Origin of the sequence: Flavobacterium ovatum (assembly GCF_040703125.1) — a bacterium.
Classification (GTDB): Bacteria; Bacteroidota; Bacteroidia; order Flavobacteriales; family Flavobacteriaceae; genus Flavobacterium; species Flavobacterium ovatum.
On the sequence record NZ_CP160035.1, the window covers coordinates 837802 to 856299 of the forward strand.

15 protein-coding genes and 1 tRNA gene are annotated in these 18498 nt (G+C 30.8%); 10 read left to right on the top strand and 6 right to left on the bottom strand.

All coding sequences use genetic code 11. The features are described 5' to 3' along the window. Window positions 1-42: 42 nt before the first annotated feature. Window positions 43-2166, bottom strand: a complete 2124-nt coding sequence (locus ABZP37_RS03725; RefSeq protein ID WP_366185726.1) for a Tex family protein — start codon at window positions 2164-2166, stop codon at window positions 43-45. A 158-nt stretch (window positions 2167-2324) separates the two neighbouring features. Between ABZP37_RS03725 and ABZP37_RS03730 the strand changes: the two genes are divergently transcribed. Next, window positions 2325-2591: a DUF1294 domain-containing protein gene (locus ABZP37_RS03730; RefSeq protein WP_366185728.1), complete on the top strand. Its 267-nt coding sequence runs from the start codon at window positions 2325-2327 to the stop codon at window positions 2589-2591. 251 nt (window positions 2592-2842) lie between these two features. On the opposite strand, the gene rpiB is transcribed toward ABZP37_RS03730, so the two are convergent. Further along, on the bottom strand, window positions 2843-3274 hold the full coding sequence (gene rpiB / locus ABZP37_RS03735; RefSeq protein WP_366185730.1) for a ribose 5-phosphate isomerase B: 432 nt from the start codon (window positions 3272-3274) through the stop codon (window positions 2843-2845). 968 nt (window positions 3275-4242) lie between these two features. Here rpiB and ABZP37_RS03740 point away from each other — a divergent pair. Both ABZP37_RS03740 and ABZP37_RS03745 read left to right on the top strand, forming a co-directional pair. Next, on the top strand, window positions 4243-7365 hold the full coding sequence (locus ABZP37_RS03740) for a leucine-rich repeat protein (RefSeq protein ID WP_366185731.1): 3123 nt from the start codon (window positions 4243-4245) through the stop codon (window positions 7363-7365). 206 nt (window positions 7366-7571) lie between these two features. Beyond that, on the top strand, window positions 7572-8534 hold the full coding sequence (locus tag ABZP37_RS03745) for an IS30 family transposase (protein ID WP_366182577.1): 963 nt from the start codon (window positions 7572-7574) through the stop codon (window positions 8532-8534). A gap of 33 nt (window positions 8535-8567) precedes the next feature. Here ABZP37_RS03745 and ABZP37_RS03750 read toward each other — a convergent pair whose 3' ends face one another. Beyond that, complete coding sequence (locus ABZP37_RS03750; protein WP_366185733.1) at window positions 8568-8807, bottom strand: DUF2007 domain-containing protein; 240 nt, start codon at window positions 8805-8807, stop codon at window positions 8568-8570. 140 nt (window positions 8808-8947) lie between these two features. On the opposite strand from ABZP37_RS03750, the gene rnr reads away from it, so the two are divergent. Genes rnr through ABZP37_RS03765 form a run of 3 tightly spaced genes read left to right on the top strand, consistent with a single transcriptional unit; the run spans window position 8948 to window position 12550 of the window. Further along, window positions 8948-11131, top strand: a complete 2184-nt coding sequence (gene rnr, locus ABZP37_RS03755) for a ribonuclease R (RefSeq protein ID WP_366185735.1) — start codon at window positions 8948-8950, stop codon at window positions 11129-11131. 11 nt (window positions 11132-11142) lie between these two features. Then, window positions 11143-11811: a head GIN domain-containing protein gene (locus ABZP37_RS03760; RefSeq protein ID WP_366185736.1), complete on the top strand. Its 669-nt coding sequence runs from the start codon at window positions 11143-11145 to the stop codon at window positions 11809-11811. Between the two features lie 37 nt (window positions 11812-11848). Beyond that, a complete protein-coding gene (locus ABZP37_RS03765) occupies window positions 11849-12550 on the top strand; it encodes a LysE family transporter (RefSeq protein ID WP_366185738.1) in 702 nt (233 codons plus the stop codon). 399 nt (window positions 12551-12949) lie between these two features. Here the strand turns inward: ABZP37_RS03765 and ABZP37_RS03770 are convergent. Both ABZP37_RS03770 and folB read right to left on the bottom strand, forming a co-directional pair. After that, window positions 12950-13020 (bottom strand) — tRNA-Cys (locus ABZP37_RS03770). A gap of 106 nt (window positions 13021-13126) precedes the next feature. Next, on the bottom strand, window positions 13127-13486 hold the full coding sequence (gene folB, locus ABZP37_RS03775; RefSeq protein WP_366185740.1) for a dihydroneopterin aldolase: 360 nt from the start codon (window positions 13484-13486) through the stop codon (window positions 13127-13129). A 112-nt stretch (window positions 13487-13598) separates the two neighbouring features. Between folB and ABZP37_RS03780 the strand changes: the two genes are divergently transcribed. From ABZP37_RS03780 to ABZP37_RS03795, 4 genes are all read left to right on the top strand, one after another. Further along, window positions 13599-15722, top strand: a complete 2124-nt coding sequence (locus ABZP37_RS03780; protein ID WP_366185741.1) for a glutamine--tRNA ligase/YqeY domain fusion protein — start codon at window positions 13599-13601, stop codon at window positions 15720-15722. A 743-nt stretch (window positions 15723-16465) separates the two neighbouring features. Next, complete coding sequence (locus tag ABZP37_RS03785) at window positions 16466-16795, top strand: YtxH domain-containing protein (protein ID WP_366185743.1); 330 nt, start codon at window positions 16466-16468, stop codon at window positions 16793-16795. Window positions 16796-16826: 31 nt separating this feature from the next. Continuing rightward, window positions 16827-17177 carry a competence protein gene (locus ABZP37_RS03790; protein ID WP_366185745.1) on the top strand — a complete coding sequence of 117 codons (351 nt, stop codon included), beginning with the start codon at window positions 16827-16829 and terminating at the stop codon, window positions 17175-17177. Window positions 17178-17180: 3 nt separating this feature from the next. After that, window positions 17181-17435 carry a DUF6327 family protein gene (locus ABZP37_RS03795; RefSeq protein ID WP_366185747.1) on the top strand — a complete coding sequence of 85 codons (255 nt, stop codon included), beginning with the start codon at window positions 17181-17183 and terminating at the stop codon, window positions 17433-17435. Between the two features lie 39 nt (window positions 17436-17474). On the opposite strand, the gene ABZP37_RS03800 is transcribed toward ABZP37_RS03795, so the two are convergent. Further along, on the bottom strand, window positions 17475-18461 hold the full coding sequence (locus ABZP37_RS03800) for an SPFH domain-containing protein (RefSeq protein WP_366185749.1): 987 nt from the start codon (window positions 18459-18461) through the stop codon (window positions 17475-17477). Between the last annotated feature and the right edge of the window lie 37 nt (window positions 18462-18498).

The window sequence follows — 18498 nt, forward strand, 5'->3', positions numbered from 1 at the left end:
TTATATTTAAACTCAAATTTACCACTTTTTTTTAAATCTTAGTTAAATCACCATCGTCAACTGAATTCTTTTTCTATCCTCATCGACTTCCGTAACTTTTACTTGTACTTGCTCGTGTAACTTCACTACTTCGTTTACGTCGCTTACAAAGCCTGCTTTGAGTTGAGAGATATGTACCAAACCGCTTTCTTTGATTCCTAAATCAACAAAGCAACCAAAATTGGTGATGTTATTCACAATTCCGTTTAAGATCATGCCTGTTTTTAGGTCTTTGATGGTTTTTACCGTTGGGTCAAATTCGAAAACAGTGGCTGCTTTTCTTGGGTCAAGTCCTGGTTTTTCTAGTTCTTTGATGATGTCTTTCAAAGTCAGTAAACCTATTTCTGGTGTGATATAATTTTCGGGTTTGATTAAGGCTGTTTTTTCTTTATTGGCAATCAAATCATTGACTTTTAGCTTCAAATCTTTGGCCATTTTCTCTACAATAGAATAGGCTTCTGGATGCACTGCCGAATTGTCCAACGGATTTTTAGCATTCGAAATTCGGATAAAAGCCGCTCCTTGTTGGTATGCTTTTGCCCCTAAACGAGGTACTTTTTTCAGTTGTTTTCTATCTTCGAATGGACCGTTTTCGGAACGGTAGTTCACAATGTTTTCGGCCAGCTTCTCTCCTATTCCACTCACATAACTCAACAAATGTTTACTTGCCGTATTGATATTAATTCCGACTGAATTCACGCATCGAATTACGGTCGAATCTAGTTCTTCTTTTAATTTATTTTGGTCCACATCGTGCTGATACTGCCCTACTCCAATCGCTTTTGGATCGATTTTTACCAATTCAGCTAATGGGTCAGAAAGTCGTCTTCCGATAGAAACCGAACCACGAACGGTCACATCATAATTTGGAAATTCTTCTCTCGCAATTTTCGATGCCGAATAAACCGAAGCTCCTGCCTCTGAAACAATAAATACCTGCAGCGGTTTATCAAAAGCTATTTTCTTGATGAAAAATTCGGTTTCGCGAGATGCTGTTCCGTTTCCTATCGATATGGCATCGATTTTATACGCATTGACCATCGATTTTATTTTCTTCATTGCCATGGCAGTTTCGTTCTGTGGCGCGTGCGGATAGATATTTTCGTTGTATAGTAAATCTCCTTTTTCGTCCAAACAAACTACTTTACAACCGCTTCTAAATCCTGGGTCGATGGCCAAAATACGTTTTTCGCCCAATGGTGGAGCCAACAATAATTGCCCTAAATTATTAGCAAAAACCTGAATAGAATTGGCATCTGCCCTGGCTTTGGCTTCTTGTAAAGCTTCGTTTGAAATCGCTGGATTCAGCAATCGTTTATAACTGTCTTCAATAGCCAATTGTACGTGCGGCGTTGTTTTGTTTTGACCTTTTAAAACTAAAGTATCAATAATATCATAAGCTTCATCAATATCCACTTCGACTTTAAACTTGATAAAACCTTCATTTTCTGCTCTAAGCATGGCCAATAATCGATGCGAAGGTGCTTTGGTCAACGGCTCTGACCATTCAAAATATTGATTGAATTTCTGTGCTCCATCGTCGTCTTTTTTAGATTTTACTACTTTGGTGGTTATCGTTGCTTTACGTTCGTATAAACGTCGTAATTGCTTTCGAACATATAAATTTTCATTAATCCATTCGGCAATGATATCTCTTGCACCTTGTAATGCGGCATCTTCGTTGATGACATTGCCATTGATATATTGTGTCGAAAGAAAATCAACATCATCATTGCTTTGCGCCATGATGATTTTTGCCAACGGTTCTAGTCCGTTTTCACGAGCAACATCGGCTTTGGTTTTTTTCTTCTTTTTATAAGGCAAATAGAAATCTTCTAGTTCTTGGAGGTCATAACTTTGTTGGATTTTTTTGGACAATTCTGGTGTCAAAGCGTTTTGCTCTTCGATAGATTTTATGATAGCATCTTTGCGTTTTACAATTTCGGCGTATTGCTTGCTAAGTTTGGCAATTTGCTCAATTTGTACTTCGTCTAAGTTTCCTGTAACGTCTTTTCGATAACGAGAAATAAACGGAATCGTGCAATCTTCGTCCAAAAGTTGAACTGTTTTTTGAATGTTGATTGCAGCTGTTTGTACCGCCTTGGCGATGAATTGAATGTTGGTCATTTTTGTAATTTAAATCTAAAGACAAATATAATTGCTTATTTTTTAATTAGTGAGAGTCGTTAATTTAAAAAAGTGCTGTTTTTTAAATTAGTAGATTTGTTTTTTTAATTTACACTACTTTTTTAAATTAACGCCATTACCTATTTTAAATTCAACAAATGCTATTATTCTATACTTTTTTAACGGTCAATTCTATTGCTTTTATACTAATCGCCTACGATAAATACCTAGCCAAAAAACAAAAAAGACGCATTCCAGAGAAAACACTTTTGACTTTTGTATTGATTGGTGGAACGATTGGTTCGGGATTAGCGATGCTTACCTTTAGACATAAAACCGCTAAAAGAAGTTATTTATGGAAGTTTTGGGGAATTGTTGTTTTTCAAATTATAATTGTAACTGCATACTTCAAAAACATTAAATGAAACATACAATGATAAAATCATACTTCAAAAAATGCAAATTCAGTTAATAGAAAACAAAAAACCGCAAACACACTTCTTATAATTAGTGTATTTGCGGTTCAATATATTTATAAAACCTAGCTATTTGGTTCTTTTAAGACTTCTATGTTACTATATTTAAGTAGAAAATTATAATAGATATAATCATCTTTAAAAAAAAACTTAGTCCCGAAGCGTCGGGATAGCATCTTATAAATAAAAATAAAACTACTTTATTGACAAGCAATTTTATTGACTCTATTTTGATGTCTACCACCTTCGAATGCAGTATTCAAGAAAGTATCTACAATTTCTAATGCTTGTTCAATTGAAGTAAAACGTGCTGGAATACTTACTACATTGGCATCATTATGTAAACGAGTCAAATAAGCAATTTCTTTGGTCCAACACAAACCTGCTCTTACTCCTGCATGTTTATTAACCGTCATTGCAATACCGTTTCCGCTACCACAAATTACAATACCAAAATCAGCTTTACCAGTTTCTACATCAGTTGCAACTGGATGCGCAAAATCTGGATAATCTACAGAGTCAAATGTATCGGTACCATAATTAGTTACTACATATCCTTTTGCCTCTAGCATTTTTACTATGGCTTTTTTATACTCTGGACCAGCGTGATCGTTTCCTATTGAAATTTTCATTCTTTATTATATTAAGTTGTGGTGCAAATTTACCAAAAGAATATTTATTATAATTAAGAATATCAAAGATGTTTCCTTATTACAAATTCAATTTTGAAAAACTTAACCTATAAAAGGTTTATTATAAAGTAATTATGAGTTATTAACAATTATCAATAATTCATAAAACGTTGATAATCAGTAAATAATATTCAATAATTTAATATAAAATTATCATTGTTAATAACCATTACTAAAAGCTTGATATTCAGTTAACGGTATGTTAATAGAAAATGTTGATAAGTTGACATAGAATATTAGAACTAAATTTTGGTGGTATCAATATAAAATGTAATCCAAAATGGGAATTTAAAAACCTAGAAAACTTTGTTCTATTTTTATAAAAGTTATCAATACTATTTAGATGTTTATCAACACAAAATTTAAAAATACTTATTTACAATTTCGAATCATTGTAGTTTATTAACCATTGTTAATTAAATTTAAATAACTCTTTATAATGAATACTTTAACTATAAATAAGCCTGTTGATAACTGTTGATAACACGCTAAAACTAATATACAACACGCATTACAATAAATTTATAGCCACTATTAACAAGCTATAATACCCATTAATAAATAATTTAAATTTAATTTTTCTTTTTGTTGTATTATATATGTGTTGACAACTTTCAAAAAATTAAACGATTCTCAAATTTACTTTCTAAAACTACTAGAGTATTGATCCCTATTTAAAATAGTAATTAGTTTTCAATTTATCATAATGAATTATAGTTCAAAATTTTTAATTATGATGATTTAAAATTAATGTAATCTATGTTTAAAATAAGTAGAAACAATGTTTTAAAAAATAAAATGATCTTTTTTTACTAAAATGTCTTATTGGGCTATTGATTGTCTTTTTGGGCTAGTCATATATGAAATTTAGGTTTTAATATTGTTTAATAATTTAAATTATTTTAAAGATGAAAAAAAACCTACTTTTTTTTATATTTGCTTTTGTGAATATAAGTCTTGCAATGGCAAAAACAGCCATTGTAGCCACAACATTTATTCTTGGAGGGATTAATTATGAAGTTATAGCCCCAAATTCTGTAAAAGTAATTGCATTTGATAATGGAGAAGGAGGCCCCCCTCCTTTTGGAAAAACTGCTAAAACATCTGTTGTTGAATCTAATGTTCACTCTGGTACTGTAACTATTCCAGCTACTGTTACTGATAATTCAATTACGTATGATGTTACTGCAATAGGTGATAATGCTTTTTCAAATTCACGTAATTTATTAAAAGTAATTTTACCGGTTTCCATTACTTCAATTGGACAAAGTTCTTTTAGTAGTTGTGGTAGTTTACGTTCTGTAAATATTCCTGCGTCTGTTGCTTCTATTGGAAATAGTAGTTTTAGTGGATGTTATGCGTTGCAACAAGTGAATTGCGATGTTACATCACCAATAGTTATTAATGCGAATGTTTTTAATATTCCTTTGGCAAATGTTACGTTAATTGTTCCTAATGCTAGTATCTCTTTGTATAAATCTGCAGATGTTTGGAAAAATTTTGGAACAATAACTGATATGGTGCATACTGTTAACGGAGTAAGTTATGTAATTACTTCGTCTAACTCTGTAAAATTAATAGCTAATAGTGGTACTAAATATACTGGTTCAATAACTATTCCTAATTCTGTATTAATTGGATGTTGTATTTATACTGTTACCGACATATCTATTGGTGCTTTTAACCAATGTTATGATTTATTAGAGTATATATGTAATATTGAAACACCATTAGTAATTGAACAAAGTTTATTTTATAATATTAACAGCTTTACTGGAACTAGATTAATTGTTCCTACTGCTAGTTTAGCTGCTTATAAGTCAGCTACTATTTGGAAAAATTTTGAGTCAATAATTGATTCAACTCCATTTACTGTCGATGCTTTAAGTTATGAAATAACGGCACCAAATGAGGTAAAATTAGTAACTAATGTGAATAATAAATATTCAGGATCTATAACTATTCCAGCATCTGTAGATTATAACTCAACTAATTATATTATTACTGCAATTTCAAAATCAGCTTTTTATCAATGTTATAATTTAAATCAGTATAAATGTAATATTAGTACACCATTAGTAATTAATCCAAGTTTATTTGACAATGTAGATGATTTATCATTAGCTAGATTAATTGTTCCTACTGCTAGTATTGATGCTTATAAAAATACTGCTGTATGGGAAGATTTTGGAACAATAACGGATGTGGAACCTTTTACTGTTAATGGATTAGTTTATGAAATTACGTCACCAACAACAGTTAGAGTAGTAGAAAATTTAATTGATTCATACACAGGATCTATAACTATTCCTTCAACAGTTATTAATAATTCAATTATTTATGATGTTACTGCTATTAAACCAACTTCTTTTAAATATAATGAAGCTATAACTAGTGTCACTATTATAGGGGATAAAATTACAGCTATTGATGATGAAACTTTCGTCGGATGTTCTGGAATAACTTCTTTTACAATTCCTAATTCAGTTACTTCAATAGGTGAGTCTGCTTTTAGTGAGACTGGAATAACTAGTATTACTATTCCAAGTAACGTAACCTTCATTGGAGAATATGCATTTAGTTATTTAGGTTTAACTAGTATAGTTTTGCCTAGTTCAATAACTACAATAGGAAATGGTACTTTTAGTGGTTGTCAAAATTTAACTTCAATTACCTTTAATGGTACAGTTACATCAATAGGAAACTATGCTTTTAATAGAACAGGTTTCAGTAGTTTTGATATTCCTAATACAGTAACTTCAGTAGGACGTTCTGCTTTTGATTCCTGTGAGAACTTATCATCTGTTACTATTCCTAGTTCAGTAATGTCAATTGGAGAATCTGCTTTTTCTGGTTGTTCACAATTAGAAAAGATCGTTATACCTAATTCAGTAACATCATTAGGAGATTATGCTTTTAGTTCTTCTGGTTTAACAAGTATAGTTATTCCTAGCTCTATTACTAGTATTCCATACGCTTGTTTTAGTTCATGTGAGGACTTAAGATCAGTAATGATTCCTAGTACAGTAAATGAAATTAAAGATTATGCTTTTAATAATTGTCGTAAACTTGTATTAGTAACTTGTGATATTGTATCTCCATTACCTATTAGATATGTTTTTAGTAATAGTTATAATGCTACTTTAGTTGTTCCTACGGTTAGTCTTAGTGATTATAGAATGACTGATGAATGGAAAGAATTTAAGATTATAACTGATAGTGCTCCTTTTGTAGTAAATGGTATTACTTATGAAATTACTTCAGCTTCAACAGTAAAAGTAAGATCTAGTATAGGAAATCAATATTCAGGTTCAGTATCTATCCCAGAAAATGTAACATACAACAGCATTATTTATTCCGTAACGGCAATTGGAAATGAAGCTTTTTATGAATGTTATAATTTGACTTCTATAAGTATTGGTAGTTCGGTAAGTACTATCGGAGATTACGCTTTTTATAATACAGGGTTAACTTCGGTAGTTATTCCAAATTCAGTAACTACTATTAGTGAAGGTGCATTTAATTCTTGTGAAGATTTAGGTTCTCTTACAATTGGGGAACAAGTTACAACCATTCAAGATTATGCTTTTGCTGGTAATGAAAATTTAACTTCAGTAATTTCATTAATGACTACGGCGCTAACTATTAGTTCAACTGTTTTTCAGTATGTAGATCAATCAAATTGTAGCTTAACTGTTCCAACTACAAGTTTAGTTACTTATCAAGCAGCAGCTGTTTGGAAAGATTTTAGTCCAATAACAGGTAGTTCTACACTTGGTATTAATGATTTGAATAGGAATAACAGTGTTTCTATTTATCCTAATCCTGTTCAAAATGAATTGTTTGTATCCTCAAAAAATATAGATAAAACAACAGTACAAGTTATTGATATTAATGGAAATGTAGTGATCCAAAAAACATTATCTTCTTCTGTAAATAGTGTTGATACAAGTATTTTAGTTAAAGGAATGTACTTGATAAAATTAAATTCTAATGAAGGTATAGTTATTCAAAAAGTGATTAAAAATTAAGTTTTATTTTTTTTATTTTTTGAAAAAGGCTCACTAACTAGTAGTGAGCCTTTTTTTGACTACTTAGATTCAAGTAATAAATGCAACACTTAGAAATTGATTAAATAAAGCCTACTGATAAGTCTTGCAGATCTAGATCTTCAAGACTTATCAGTAGGCTACGAAAAAAATTTCACTTATTTTTGGGTTACTAAGCACAAAAAAAGATGTCACATTTAACGATTGAACAAAGATACGAAATTGCTACACTACGTTCGCAAGGATTTTCCATGAGTAAAATTGGAGAGTTTGTAGGTAGAGACAAATCTGTAATTTCAAGAGAACTTTCTAGAAATTCAGACCAAAGAAATAATGTATATAAAGCAGATTTAGCTCAAAGTAAATTCCATTTTCGACAGCGAAAAAAAGCAAAGAAAATACACTTTACTGAAGAGATTAAAACACTTGTAACATCACTATTAAAGGAAGATTTTAGTCCCGAACAAATAGTTGGTCATTGCAAAATAAAAGACTTTAAATGTGTTTCTGCTGAAAGAATTTATCAATTCATTTGGGATGATAAAAAGAAAGGAGGTCAACATTATAAGCACCTTCGCTCAAAAGGTAAGAGATATGCTAAAAGGGGAGCTTTAAAGGGGTCGAGAGGTATTATTAAAGACAGAGAAGGTATCGAAAACAGACCTTTAGTTGTAGAAGAAAAGCAAAGAATAGGTGATCTTGAAATAGATTTGGTTATTGGTGGAAATCACAAAGGAGCTTTATTAACAATAAATGATAGAGCAACAGGCGTGCTAAAAATGGCTAAAATATATAGTAAGGAAGCACGAGAAGTTCAGGGGAAATTAATTGAATTATTAATGGAATGGAAACCTATTTTGCACACTATCACTTCTGATAACGGAAAAGAGTTTGCCAACCACAAAAAAGTGTCAGAAATACTAGAAATTAAATACTTTTTTGCCAACCCATATTGTAGTTGGGAAAGAGGTGCTAATGAAAATTTAAATGGACTAGTAAGGCAATATTTCCCCAAAAAATATAACTTTGATTTAATAACAGAAGAAGAGGTTTTAAGAGTAACAAATAAATTAAACAATAGACCCAGGAAAAGGTTTGGATTTAAAAGTCCAAATGAAATTTTTGAACAAAAACTTAAACAATGTGCATAATGTTGCATTTGTTACTTGAATCCACCATATAAATTAAACGATTCTCAAATTGTTATCGTATTTCATTTCTTGAAGAATACTTTTGATATTTTGAAAATCTTTAGGATGAACTTTCAATTTGATTCCACCCAAAGCAGTTGAATACATTGGTGCAAACGAAGACATGATTTCGTTTGCAAAAAAATACTGAAAGCCTTCTATATCTAATCGATGTTTGATAATTTCAATTTGATGGGTGTAATCAAACACAGCAAGGGTTATAAAGGATTCCATATTCTTCAGTTTTATTATAAAGATAGTTGAATTTCAATTACAGCTAAATAATGCTTTTACGTTATTATTTATTTAAAACTTATTATAATCGACTTCTAACTGTTAACAATTTTGTAATTTCGAACTTTAAGAAATTAATTATGAGTAAAAAATTAAGAAAACCGACTAAGAAAGAACTGGATTTCTCTGATAAAATTATAAAAATACTATCCAATAGTGCTAATAAAGAATTCACTTATAAGCAAGTAGCTGCCAAGTTAGAATTAGATGATACACAAAGTCGCAATCAAATCATTAAGGATTTGAAGTTATTAACGGCCGAAAAGAAAATTATTGAAACAGAACCTGGTAAGTATCTGATAAAAACAGAAAGCAAAGAATATTACGAAGGTAAGATAGACATGACGAGTCGTAAAACTGCTTATTTTGTTTGTGCAGAATTTGGCGAAGACGTTTTTATTCCCACCAGTAATTTGAATCATGCACTAGACAAAGATATTGTCAAAGTATATGTATATAATCGCAGACGTGGAAAACGTCCAGAAGGAGAAGTTATTGAAATTGTAGAAAGAGCAAAAACAGATTTTGTTGGAGTCATTGATATACAAAAAAACTTTGCCTTTGTCTCTACAGCCAATCCAAAAATGTACACGGATATCTTTATTCCAAAAGACAAAATAGGAGAAGCGGAGCAAGGAGATGTAGTATTAGTTCATATTGAAGATTGGCCTAAGAGAGCTGATAGTCCTTTTGGAAAAGTAATCAAAGTGCTAGGAAAACCAGGAGAACACGATACCGAGATTCACGCTATTTTGGCAGAATACGGTCTACCATCCGATTTTCCTATTGAAGTAGAAACCTATGCTCAAAAAATAGATACATCGATTACTGCCGAAGAAATTGCCAAGCGTAGAGACATGCGTGATACGCTAACGTTTACCATTGACCCAAAAGATGCAAAGGATTTTGATGATGCTTTGTCTTATAAACAATTAGAAAATGGAAACTACGAAATCGGAATTCATATTGCTGATGTTTCGTATTATCTAGAAGAAGGAACCATCTTGGATGATGAAGCGTATCAACGTGCAACTTCTGTTTATTTGGTCGATAGAGTAGTGCCGATGTTACCAGAAGTACTTTCCAATTTTGCTTGTTCTTTACGTCCTCAAGAAGAGAAGTATACGTTTTCTGCCATATTTGAAATAACAGAAAAGTGTGAAGTTGTCAACCAATGGTTTGGTAGAACAGTGATTTTCTCTGATCAACGATTTGCTTACGAAGAAGCACAGTACATCATAGAGACGAAAGACGATACCATTCCCGAAGAAATTTCGATTACGGGCAGTTCTTATCAAGTTCCTGCAAATATTGTTACAGCAACGCTTAAATTAGATGAACTAGCTAAGATTTTCCGTAGAAAAAGAATGAATGATGGAGCAATCTCTTTTGATAAAGTAGAAGTAAAATTCAACTTAAGTGAAGCAGGTGAACCAGAAGGAGTTTATTTTAAAGTGTCTAAAGATGCCAATCATTTGATTGAAGAATTCATGCTTTTGGCTAATAAAAAAGTAGCTGAATACGTTGGAAAACAAAAGAAAACTTTTATTTATAGAATTCATGATGAGCCAAATGAAGATAAACTTTTTGCTATGCAAGCGGTTATTTCAAAATTTGGATATAAAATAGACTTCAAACAAGGGTCTATTTCCCAAGCTTTGAATAAATTAATGGCTGATGTAAATGGGACAAAAGAGCAAAATTTAATTGATACCTTGGCGATTCGCTCGATGAGTAAAGCCAAATATTCAACAGATAATATTGGACATTACGGATTAGCTTTCGATTATTATTCTCATTTTACTTCTCCAATTCGTCGTTATCCTGATGTTATGGTGCATCGTTTACTACAATTTTATTTAGACGGAGGAAAATCTGCTGACGAAGAATTGTACGAAACTAAATGTTTACATTCTTCTACAATGGAAGGTTTGGCTACCAATGCTGAAAGAGATTCAATCAAATACATGCAAGTAAAATACATGCAAGATCATCAAGATCAGGAGTTTTTGGGAGTTATTTCTGGTGTAACTGAGTGGGGAATTTATGTCGAAATTGTAGAAAACAAATGTGAAGGTATGGTGCGTATTAGAGATATCAAAGACGACTATTATACATTCGACGAAAAACAATATGCCTTGGTTGGAGCTACTTCGGAACAGTTATTGCAATTAGGAGACGAGATCTACGTTAAAGTTAAGAACGCTGATTTAGTTAAAAAACAATTGGACTTTAACTTTATACGAAGAAGTGAAAAACAATAAAAAAGGTAAAAATGAAAAAATTATGGTTGATTGCTTTAGTGATGATAACTCAAATCACTTTGGCACAGGTTACAAAAAATTTAGGAGATTTTAGTAAAGTAAGTGTTTTTGATAAGCTTAATGTAAAATTAATTGCTTCTTCAGAAAACAAAATTGTTATCAAAGGAACGAGAGCCTCAGAAGTAGAAACAGTCAATAATAATGGAGAATTAAAATTGAGAATGCCATTTCCTAAATTGTTATCAGGAAATGATATTATGATTCAATTGTATTTTACAAATATTGATGAGATCAGTGCCAGTGAAGGTGCTTTAGTATCTAGTGATGCTGTTTTTAAAGCAACTATTTTCAATGTTAGTGCTCGTGAAGGGGCACAAATACAAGCCGAAGTGGAAGCTGAAAAGGTAAATGTAAAATCGGTTACTGGTGGACTTGTTGAATTATCAGGAAAAGCCAATAATCAAGAAGCTAATATTACTTCTGGTGGGAATCTAGAAGCAAGTGATTTACATACGTCACAAACGACGATAACGGTTTTTGCAGGCGGAAATGCGGAAATACATGCTACAACCCTAGTAGATGCAAAAGTAAGGGCAGGAGGGTCTATTTTTATCCATGGTAAACCCAAACAAATAAATAAAGCTACTGTTCTTGGTGGGAAAATTGAAGAAAAAAATTAAATTGCAGGTTTTATTGTAAAGTAAATTTATGATTTAGATGATAAACGATATTCTAGCTGGTATTCCTTGGGGTATTTTTTTAAGTTTTATGATTGGCCCCGTTTTTTTTATATTGCTAGAAACTAGTATTATAAAAGGCTTTAGAGCTGCTTTTGTTTTTGATTTAGGGGTTGTATTTGCCGATACAATTTTTATCACAATCGCTTATTTAGGTAGTTATAGAATGATTAAAAGTCTAGAGGACAAACCTTCTCTTTTTATCTTTGGAGGAATTGTAATGGTTGCTTATGGTCTTATCTCTTTTCTTAGCCTTCACAAAGAAAAAAAGGTTAATACCAAAGAGATTGACAACGAAATCATTCGTAAAAATTATTTAAGTTTATTTTTTAAGGGTTTTTTTTTAAACATTATAAACATTGGAGTTTTGGGATTTTGGTTAGCAATTATTATTTCAATAGGACCAAAATTAGAGATGCAACCCTCTAGAATGTTAACCTTTTTTATAACAGTAATTGTTACGTATTTAGTGATTGATGCACTTAAAATTGTATTAGCAAAACAATTAAAAACAAAAATGACACCTCGTAATATCCTTAAAATAAAACAAGGAATTAGTGTTGTACTAATGATTTTTGGATTGGTACTCATGTCTCAGGGTCTCTTCCCTAATGAAAAAGATATGGTGAAAAAAGCCTTCCAAAAAATAGAAAATAAAAGTAAAATAAAACGTCCTAATTAGGGCGTTTTTTTATGGTATGTTTTCATTATGAGCTTGTTAAATAATGCCTTATTCAAAATATTCTAGTAGGTTAAATGATAATTTCTATTGTTATTGTATTTGAATTATTTAGTTATAAAGTGTTACGATGCCTAAAGAAACCTAAGTCTTATCTATTATAAGTCTTCAATAAATTCTTCTGTCTCAATACTTTTTATTGGCTATTGATTATAAAATAAGTTAGCTGAATTCCTATAAAAAACAGGAATAAGTGAAATAATCACTCACGCAATTTCTGATGTTATTTTAAGAAATTAGGATAAATTTTGAAAAGTGAAGAATTGGTTATTTAATGAATATCTAAAAAATAACTATTTAATTTAGATAAAAAAAAAGAGATACATTTCTGTATCTCTTTTGAGGCATCGTCCGGATTCGAACCGGAGTAGGAGCTTTTGCAGAGCCCAGCCTAGCCGCTCGGCCACGACGCCATGTGTTAGCGGATGGCAAAAGTACTTAAAAACTTTAATGTTTAAAAGCTTTAGACCGTAAAATTTTTAAAAAATATTATTTTCCTTTACTTACATTAGCTATAATTCACTTTCTATATTCCTTTAATTGAATAGTAACTGATTCAACATCACCTCCAATAGGAGGATTCAATTTGGAAACTCCAATGATAACTTTTGTTACTTGTGGAAGTTCTTTAAATGTTCTAAAAATGATTCTTTGCGCTACATGTTCCAATAATTGGGAACGTATTGCCATTTCTTCCACCACAATTTTATTCAATAATACATAATCTACAGTATCTTTTAGATCGTCAGATAGGCAAGAGGTAGTCAAATCCGTTTTTATTTCTAAATCAACACTGTAATCTGATCCTATTTTTGATTCTTCAACTAAACAACCGTGAAAAGAGAATGTTCTAATGTTTTTTAATTTTATAATACCCATATTTTTTTGTTTGAATTAGAAATTTTAAGGTTTAAAGATAGCTGTGACAAACTTTAAACTTTAAACCATTTTAAACTAGCTTTTTTTATCTTTGCTAAAATAAAACAAAATAATGGCTACCGAAGAGAAATCCCTTAATTTTATAGAACAAATCATTGAAGAAAATTTAGCAAATGGTTTTCCACAAGACCAATTACGTTTTCGTTTTCCGCCAGAACCAAATGGTTATTTACACATTGGCCATGCAAAATCAATCTGTTTGCAGTTTGGTTTAGGTTTAAGATACAATGCACCCGTAAATTTACGTTTTGATGATACTAATCCTGCTAAAGAAGAGCAAGAATATGTAGATGCAATCAAGGAAGATTTGCAATGGTTAGGTTTCCAATGGGCTGAAGAACATTATGCTTCTGATTACTTTCAACAGTTGTATGATTGGGCTGTAAAAATGATAAAAGATGGGAAAGCATATGTAGATAGTCAATCTTCTGAAGATATGGCTACGCAAAAAGGAACACCCACAGAACCTGGTGTGGATGGTCCATATCGCAACCGTTCGGTAGAAGAAAATTTATCTTTATTTGAAGGAATGAAAATGGGAGATTTCCCAGAAGGAAGTCATGTTTTACGTGCCAAAATTGACATGTCATCAACCAATATGTTGATGCGTGATCCATTAATTTACAGAGTCTTACACCGTCACCATCACCGTACTGGTAATGATTGGAAAATATATCCAATGTATGATTTTGCTCATGGTGAAAGTGATTATATAGAACAAGTTTCGCACTCTATATGTACGCTTGAATTTGTAATGCATAGAGAATTATACAACTGGTTTTTGGACCAAATTTATGATGATACAAAAGTTAGACCACATCAATATGAATTTGCTCGTTTGAACTTGAATTATACAGTAATGAGCAAAAGAAAGCTGCTGCAATTGGTTCAAGACAAAATTGTTGTAGGTTGGGATGATCCTCGTATGCCTACCATTTCTGGTTTAAGAAGAAGGGGATATACACCAAATTCTATTCGTAGATTTTGTGAAAATATAGGAGTTGCCAAGCGTGAAAACATTATTGATTTCTCATTATTAGAATTTTGTTTACGTGATGATTTAAACAAAACAGCACCACGAGTTATGGCTGTTTTAGATCCTGTAAAAGTGGTTATTACAAATTATCCAGAGGGTAATGTAGAACTTTTGGACGCTGAAAATAATCAAGAAGATGAAACAGCAGGTTTTAGAAAAGTTCCGTTTTCAAGAGAAATTTATATAGAAAGAGAAGACTTTTTAGAGGTTGCTCCTCCTAAATTTTTTAGACTAAGTTTAGGTAATGAAGTACGTTTGAAGAATAGTTATATCATTAAAGGAGAATCAGTTATTAAAGATGAATTAGGAAATATTACTGAAATTCATGTGACTTATGATGAAGATAGTCGAAGTGGAAGTGGGAGTGAAGCTTCTCAACGCAAAGTAGCAGGGACATTGCATTGGGTGTCTATTGCACACGCTATTCCTGCCGAAGTTCGCTTGTACGATCGTTTGTTTATTGATGAAGCACCAGACAGTCATAAGGAGAAGAATTTCCTTGATTTTATGAATGCTAATTCCTTAAATGTTACCACTGCTTATTTAGAACCTAGTTTAGCTACTGTTAAAATTGGGGATCAATTTCAGTTCCAACGTTTAGGTTATTTTGCAGTTGATAAAGACTCAACTTCTTCTAAATTAGTATTTAATAAAACTGTTGGATTGAAAGATGCTTGGGAAGAAAAAGGGAAAAAAGAAATTAACAGTATCAATAATTCTTTAAAAGAAATCAATAAATATTTTAAAGTAGCTACTAAACCGGAACGTTTAGCAATCGAAACTGCAATAGGGGAGACCTTAGCAGGAATTTCAAATTATAGTTTGTTACAAAACTCTTTTGCTAAAAATATTAATAACAATAAAGCTTCATTGTTATTTTCTAATTTGATTTTAAAATATGCTAATTTAAAACCTAAGGATATCGACAACGAAATACTTTCTAAATTGTATTTGATGTCTTTACGAAGTGAATCTACTTTTGTAAGATGTAAAGCGCTTTTGAATTTAAGAGATTTTCAAGATCACTCAGAAATAATTAATCTAGTAAAAGATGATATTTTGAAATTAAAATCAAATCCTCTTAAAAGTTCTACCGAAAGGGAAGCAGAAATATTGGAACAAGTCATAAATAAATTTTAACTATCAAAAGCACTTTTCTAAGTGCTTTTTTTTATGATTTATTTTTATGATTGTATATGTAATTATTATAGTTTTTATTTATTAAAAACAACCTTCATATTTTTAATATAATGAATTATTATTTTTTATTGATACACATTTGTGATCCTAATTAAATTAAGCGCTTATATGCGCTTAATTTCGTTTTACTATATTTTTGATTGATATTTAACCTGTTTTACCAATAAAATTAATTTAATTAAATATTTTCATTGAAACAGCTATTTTTTATGAGAAGGATGACAACAATATTGGTTTTATTCGTGAGTGTTACTTTTTCTACTCAATCACATCAAATTCTGAAATGATTTCACCAAAAGTTACTATCAACCCAAAAAATGATTTTGATAAAGTGAAAATTATTAAAGAAAAATTAAGCTTTAGGCTTTGACCAAAAAACTAGTTTTGTAACTTTTAATGGAGTTGAAAAAAGGAGGTACATCTTTGTTTGATTATGAAAATTTTATTCGAAAAATCAAAATAGGCAAAATTAGGGTAACCATTTGTTGTTCTTGTAAACAAAAGCGATGGTAATTATCACGCTGTAGCATACAATATATTAATTTTATTAATTAATTTAAAAAAACTTCTAGAGCTTTATTGATGTTTTTTTGTATTAATTTTTTGTATTATATCTGTTTAACAATTGTTTGTACGCTGAAAATTAATTATCTTTATTGAAAATCATCTAAAACATTAAAGTTATGGCAAATAATTCAGGGAATACAATTTTAGCACTTTTAACTGGTGCTGCGATAGGAGCAGGAGTAGGTATTTTATTTGCTCCAGACAAAGGATCTAAAACAAGAGTAAAAATTAAAGATGGCTACAAGGATGTAGAAAAAGATCTTTTGAAAAAGTATGATAAACTTTCAGAAGAAGTAAAATCAAAATTATCTCATACCAAAGTTGATTTGGAAGGAAGTTATGAAGACTTACTTTCAAACATGAGTTACAAAACCGAAGATGTTATTTCGTTCTTAGAAATTAAATTATCGGAATTGAAAGATAAAAATGCAAAATTTCAAAAATAAGTAAGAAGCTTTTAAATTAAAAAATCAATCTATGGCTTTTGAAGAATTAAAAGAAAATGCAGAACATATTAAGGAACAAGTGAATTTTCTAATGAAAAATAATTTGGCTTATTACAAGCTGAAATTTTTCAAATTAATAATGAAATCAAGTATTTCTATATTGAAATTTGCTTTAGTTTTAATGTCATTTCTAATGGTTTTATTCTTTGGTTCTTTAGGTTTAGCTTTTGCTTTAAGCATTTATTTAGATAGTTATGCACTTGGTTTTCTTACCGTTGCAGGAGGTTATGTAGTAGTAACCTTTTTGTTGTTTATTTTTAAAAGAAAATTAATTGAAGGTCCAATCTTAAGAAAGTTTTCTTATTTGTTTTTTAATAATTAAAGTATGGAGAAAAAAATGTATAGTTCGTTTGAACAAATAGAAGCAGATCTCGAAATTTTGGATATTGAGAAACAAATTAATTATCAAAAAGTAATTTTAGGCTTTCAGAAAACCAAAGAACAGTTTACACCCTCTGGAATCACAAAGCATTTTTTTGATGGATTTACAGGTGCGTTTACGGGCTCTTATAGCAATTATTACAAGTTAGCTATTCCATTACTTATTAAATGGCTTATAAACAGAAAAAGAAGCCATTAGGCTTCTTTTTTCATTTCATTTAGTTTCTAGCTTCAGATTTTAATCTTCATTATCCTCTTCATCAAGAGGTTCAATAATTTCAGGAGCTTTATATTGTTCTTCTTCTACTTTTTTCTTTCTATTTCCTTTTTTCATCATTTCACCTACTTGGTTTGAAGCGCTGAAAGAGGCAACCATGTTGTTTAACATTTCGCTACCTGCCTGTGGAGAATTAGGTAATAGAATTAGGTTCGAATTCGTTTCAGCTCCAATGGCTTGTAAGGTATCATAATGTTGTGTCACTACAATCAATGCCGATGCTTCCTGAGAATTAATTCCAACTCTATTTAATACATCAACACTTTCGACCAAACCTCGTGCTATTTCTCTACGCTGATCAGCAATACCTTGTCCTTGCAAACGCTTACTTTCTGCTTCTGCTTTGGCTTTGGCTACGATTCTAATTCTAGATGCTTCAGCTTCAAATTCGGCAACTGTTTTCTCTCTATCCGCCGCATTGATTCTATTCATGGCATTTTTTACCTGAATATCTGGATCAATATCAGTAACCAATGTATTGATAATAGTATATCCATAAGTGGTCATAGCTTCATTTAATTCTCTTTTTACGGCGATAGCAATATCATCTTTACGTTCAAAGACATCATCTAATTTCATTTTAGGAACTTCGGCACGAACTACATCAAATACATAAGACGTAATTTGATCATGCGCATATTCTAACTTGTAAAAGGCGTCGTAAACGGTTTCTTTTACTACCATAAATTGAACGGATACTTTCAACTTTACAAATACGTTATCTTTTGTTTTGGTTTCGATGATAACATCTAGTTGTTGAATTTTTAAGTTCATACGCCCTGCAATGCGATCAATAATTGGAATTTTTAGTTGTAATCCTGATTGTCTGATGCTGTGAAATCTTCCAAATCGTTCAATGATTACTGCCGTTTGTTGCCTGACAGTAAAAAAGGAGGAGAGTAAAATAAAAAGTCCGATAAATAATAATATAATTAATGTAATACCCATTTTTTATAATTTTAAGTTCATAATTCACCTAAATTAG

Bases quoted from the DNA above. Each gene is read 5' to 3' on its own strand.
- ABZP37_RS03760 (WP_366185736.1), top strand. From the start codon at position 11,143: ATGAAAAAATTATGGTTGATTGCTTTAGTGATGATAACTCAAATCACT.
- ABZP37_RS03745 (WP_366182577.1), top strand. From the start codon at position 7,572: ATGTCACATTTAACGATTGAACAAAGATACGAAATTGCTACACTACGT.
- ABZP37_RS03765 (WP_366185738.1), top strand. From the start codon at position 11,849: ATGATAAACGATATTCTAGCTGGTATTCCTTGGGGTATTTTTTTAAGT.
- folB (WP_366185740.1), bottom strand. From the start codon at position 13,486: ATGGGTATTATAAAATTAAAAAACATTAGAACATTCTCTTTTCACGGT.
- ABZP37_RS03750 (WP_366185733.1), bottom strand. From the start codon at position 8,807: ATGGAATCCTTTATAACCCTTGCTGTGTTTGATTACACCCATCAAATT.
- ABZP37_RS03800 (WP_366185749.1), bottom strand. From the start codon at position 18,461: ATGGGTATTACATTAATTATATTATTATTTATCGGACTTTTTATTTTA.
- rnr (WP_366185735.1), top strand. From the start codon at position 8,948: ATGAGTAAAAAATTAAGAAAACCGACTAAGAAAGAACTGGATTTCTCT.
- ABZP37_RS03785 (WP_366185743.1), top strand. From the start codon at position 16,466: ATGGCAAATAATTCAGGGAATACAATTTTAGCACTTTTAACTGGTGCT.
- rpiB (WP_366185730.1), bottom strand. From the start codon at position 3,274: ATGAAAATTTCAATAGGAAACGATCACGCTGGTCCAGAGTATAAAAAA.
- ABZP37_RS03740 (WP_366185731.1), top strand. From the start codon at position 4,243: ATGAAAAAAAACCTACTTTTTTTTATATTTGCTTTTGTGAATATAAGT.
- ABZP37_RS03730 (WP_366185728.1), top strand. From the start codon at position 2,325: ATGCTATTATTCTATACTTTTTTAACGGTCAATTCTATTGCTTTTATA.
- ABZP37_RS03725 (WP_366185726.1), bottom strand. From the start codon at position 2,166: ATGACCAACATTCAATTCATCGCCAAGGCGGTACAAACAGCTGCAATC.
- ABZP37_RS03790 (WP_366185745.1), top strand. From the start codon at position 16,827: ATGGCTTTTGAAGAATTAAAAGAAAATGCAGAACATATTAAGGAACAA.
- ABZP37_RS03795 (WP_366185747.1), top strand. From the start codon at position 17,181: ATGGAGAAAAAAATGTATAGTTCGTTTGAACAAATAGAAGCAGATCTC.
- ABZP37_RS03780 (WP_366185741.1), top strand. From the start codon at position 13,599: ATGGCTACCGAAGAGAAATCCCTTAATTTTATAGAACAAATCATTGAA.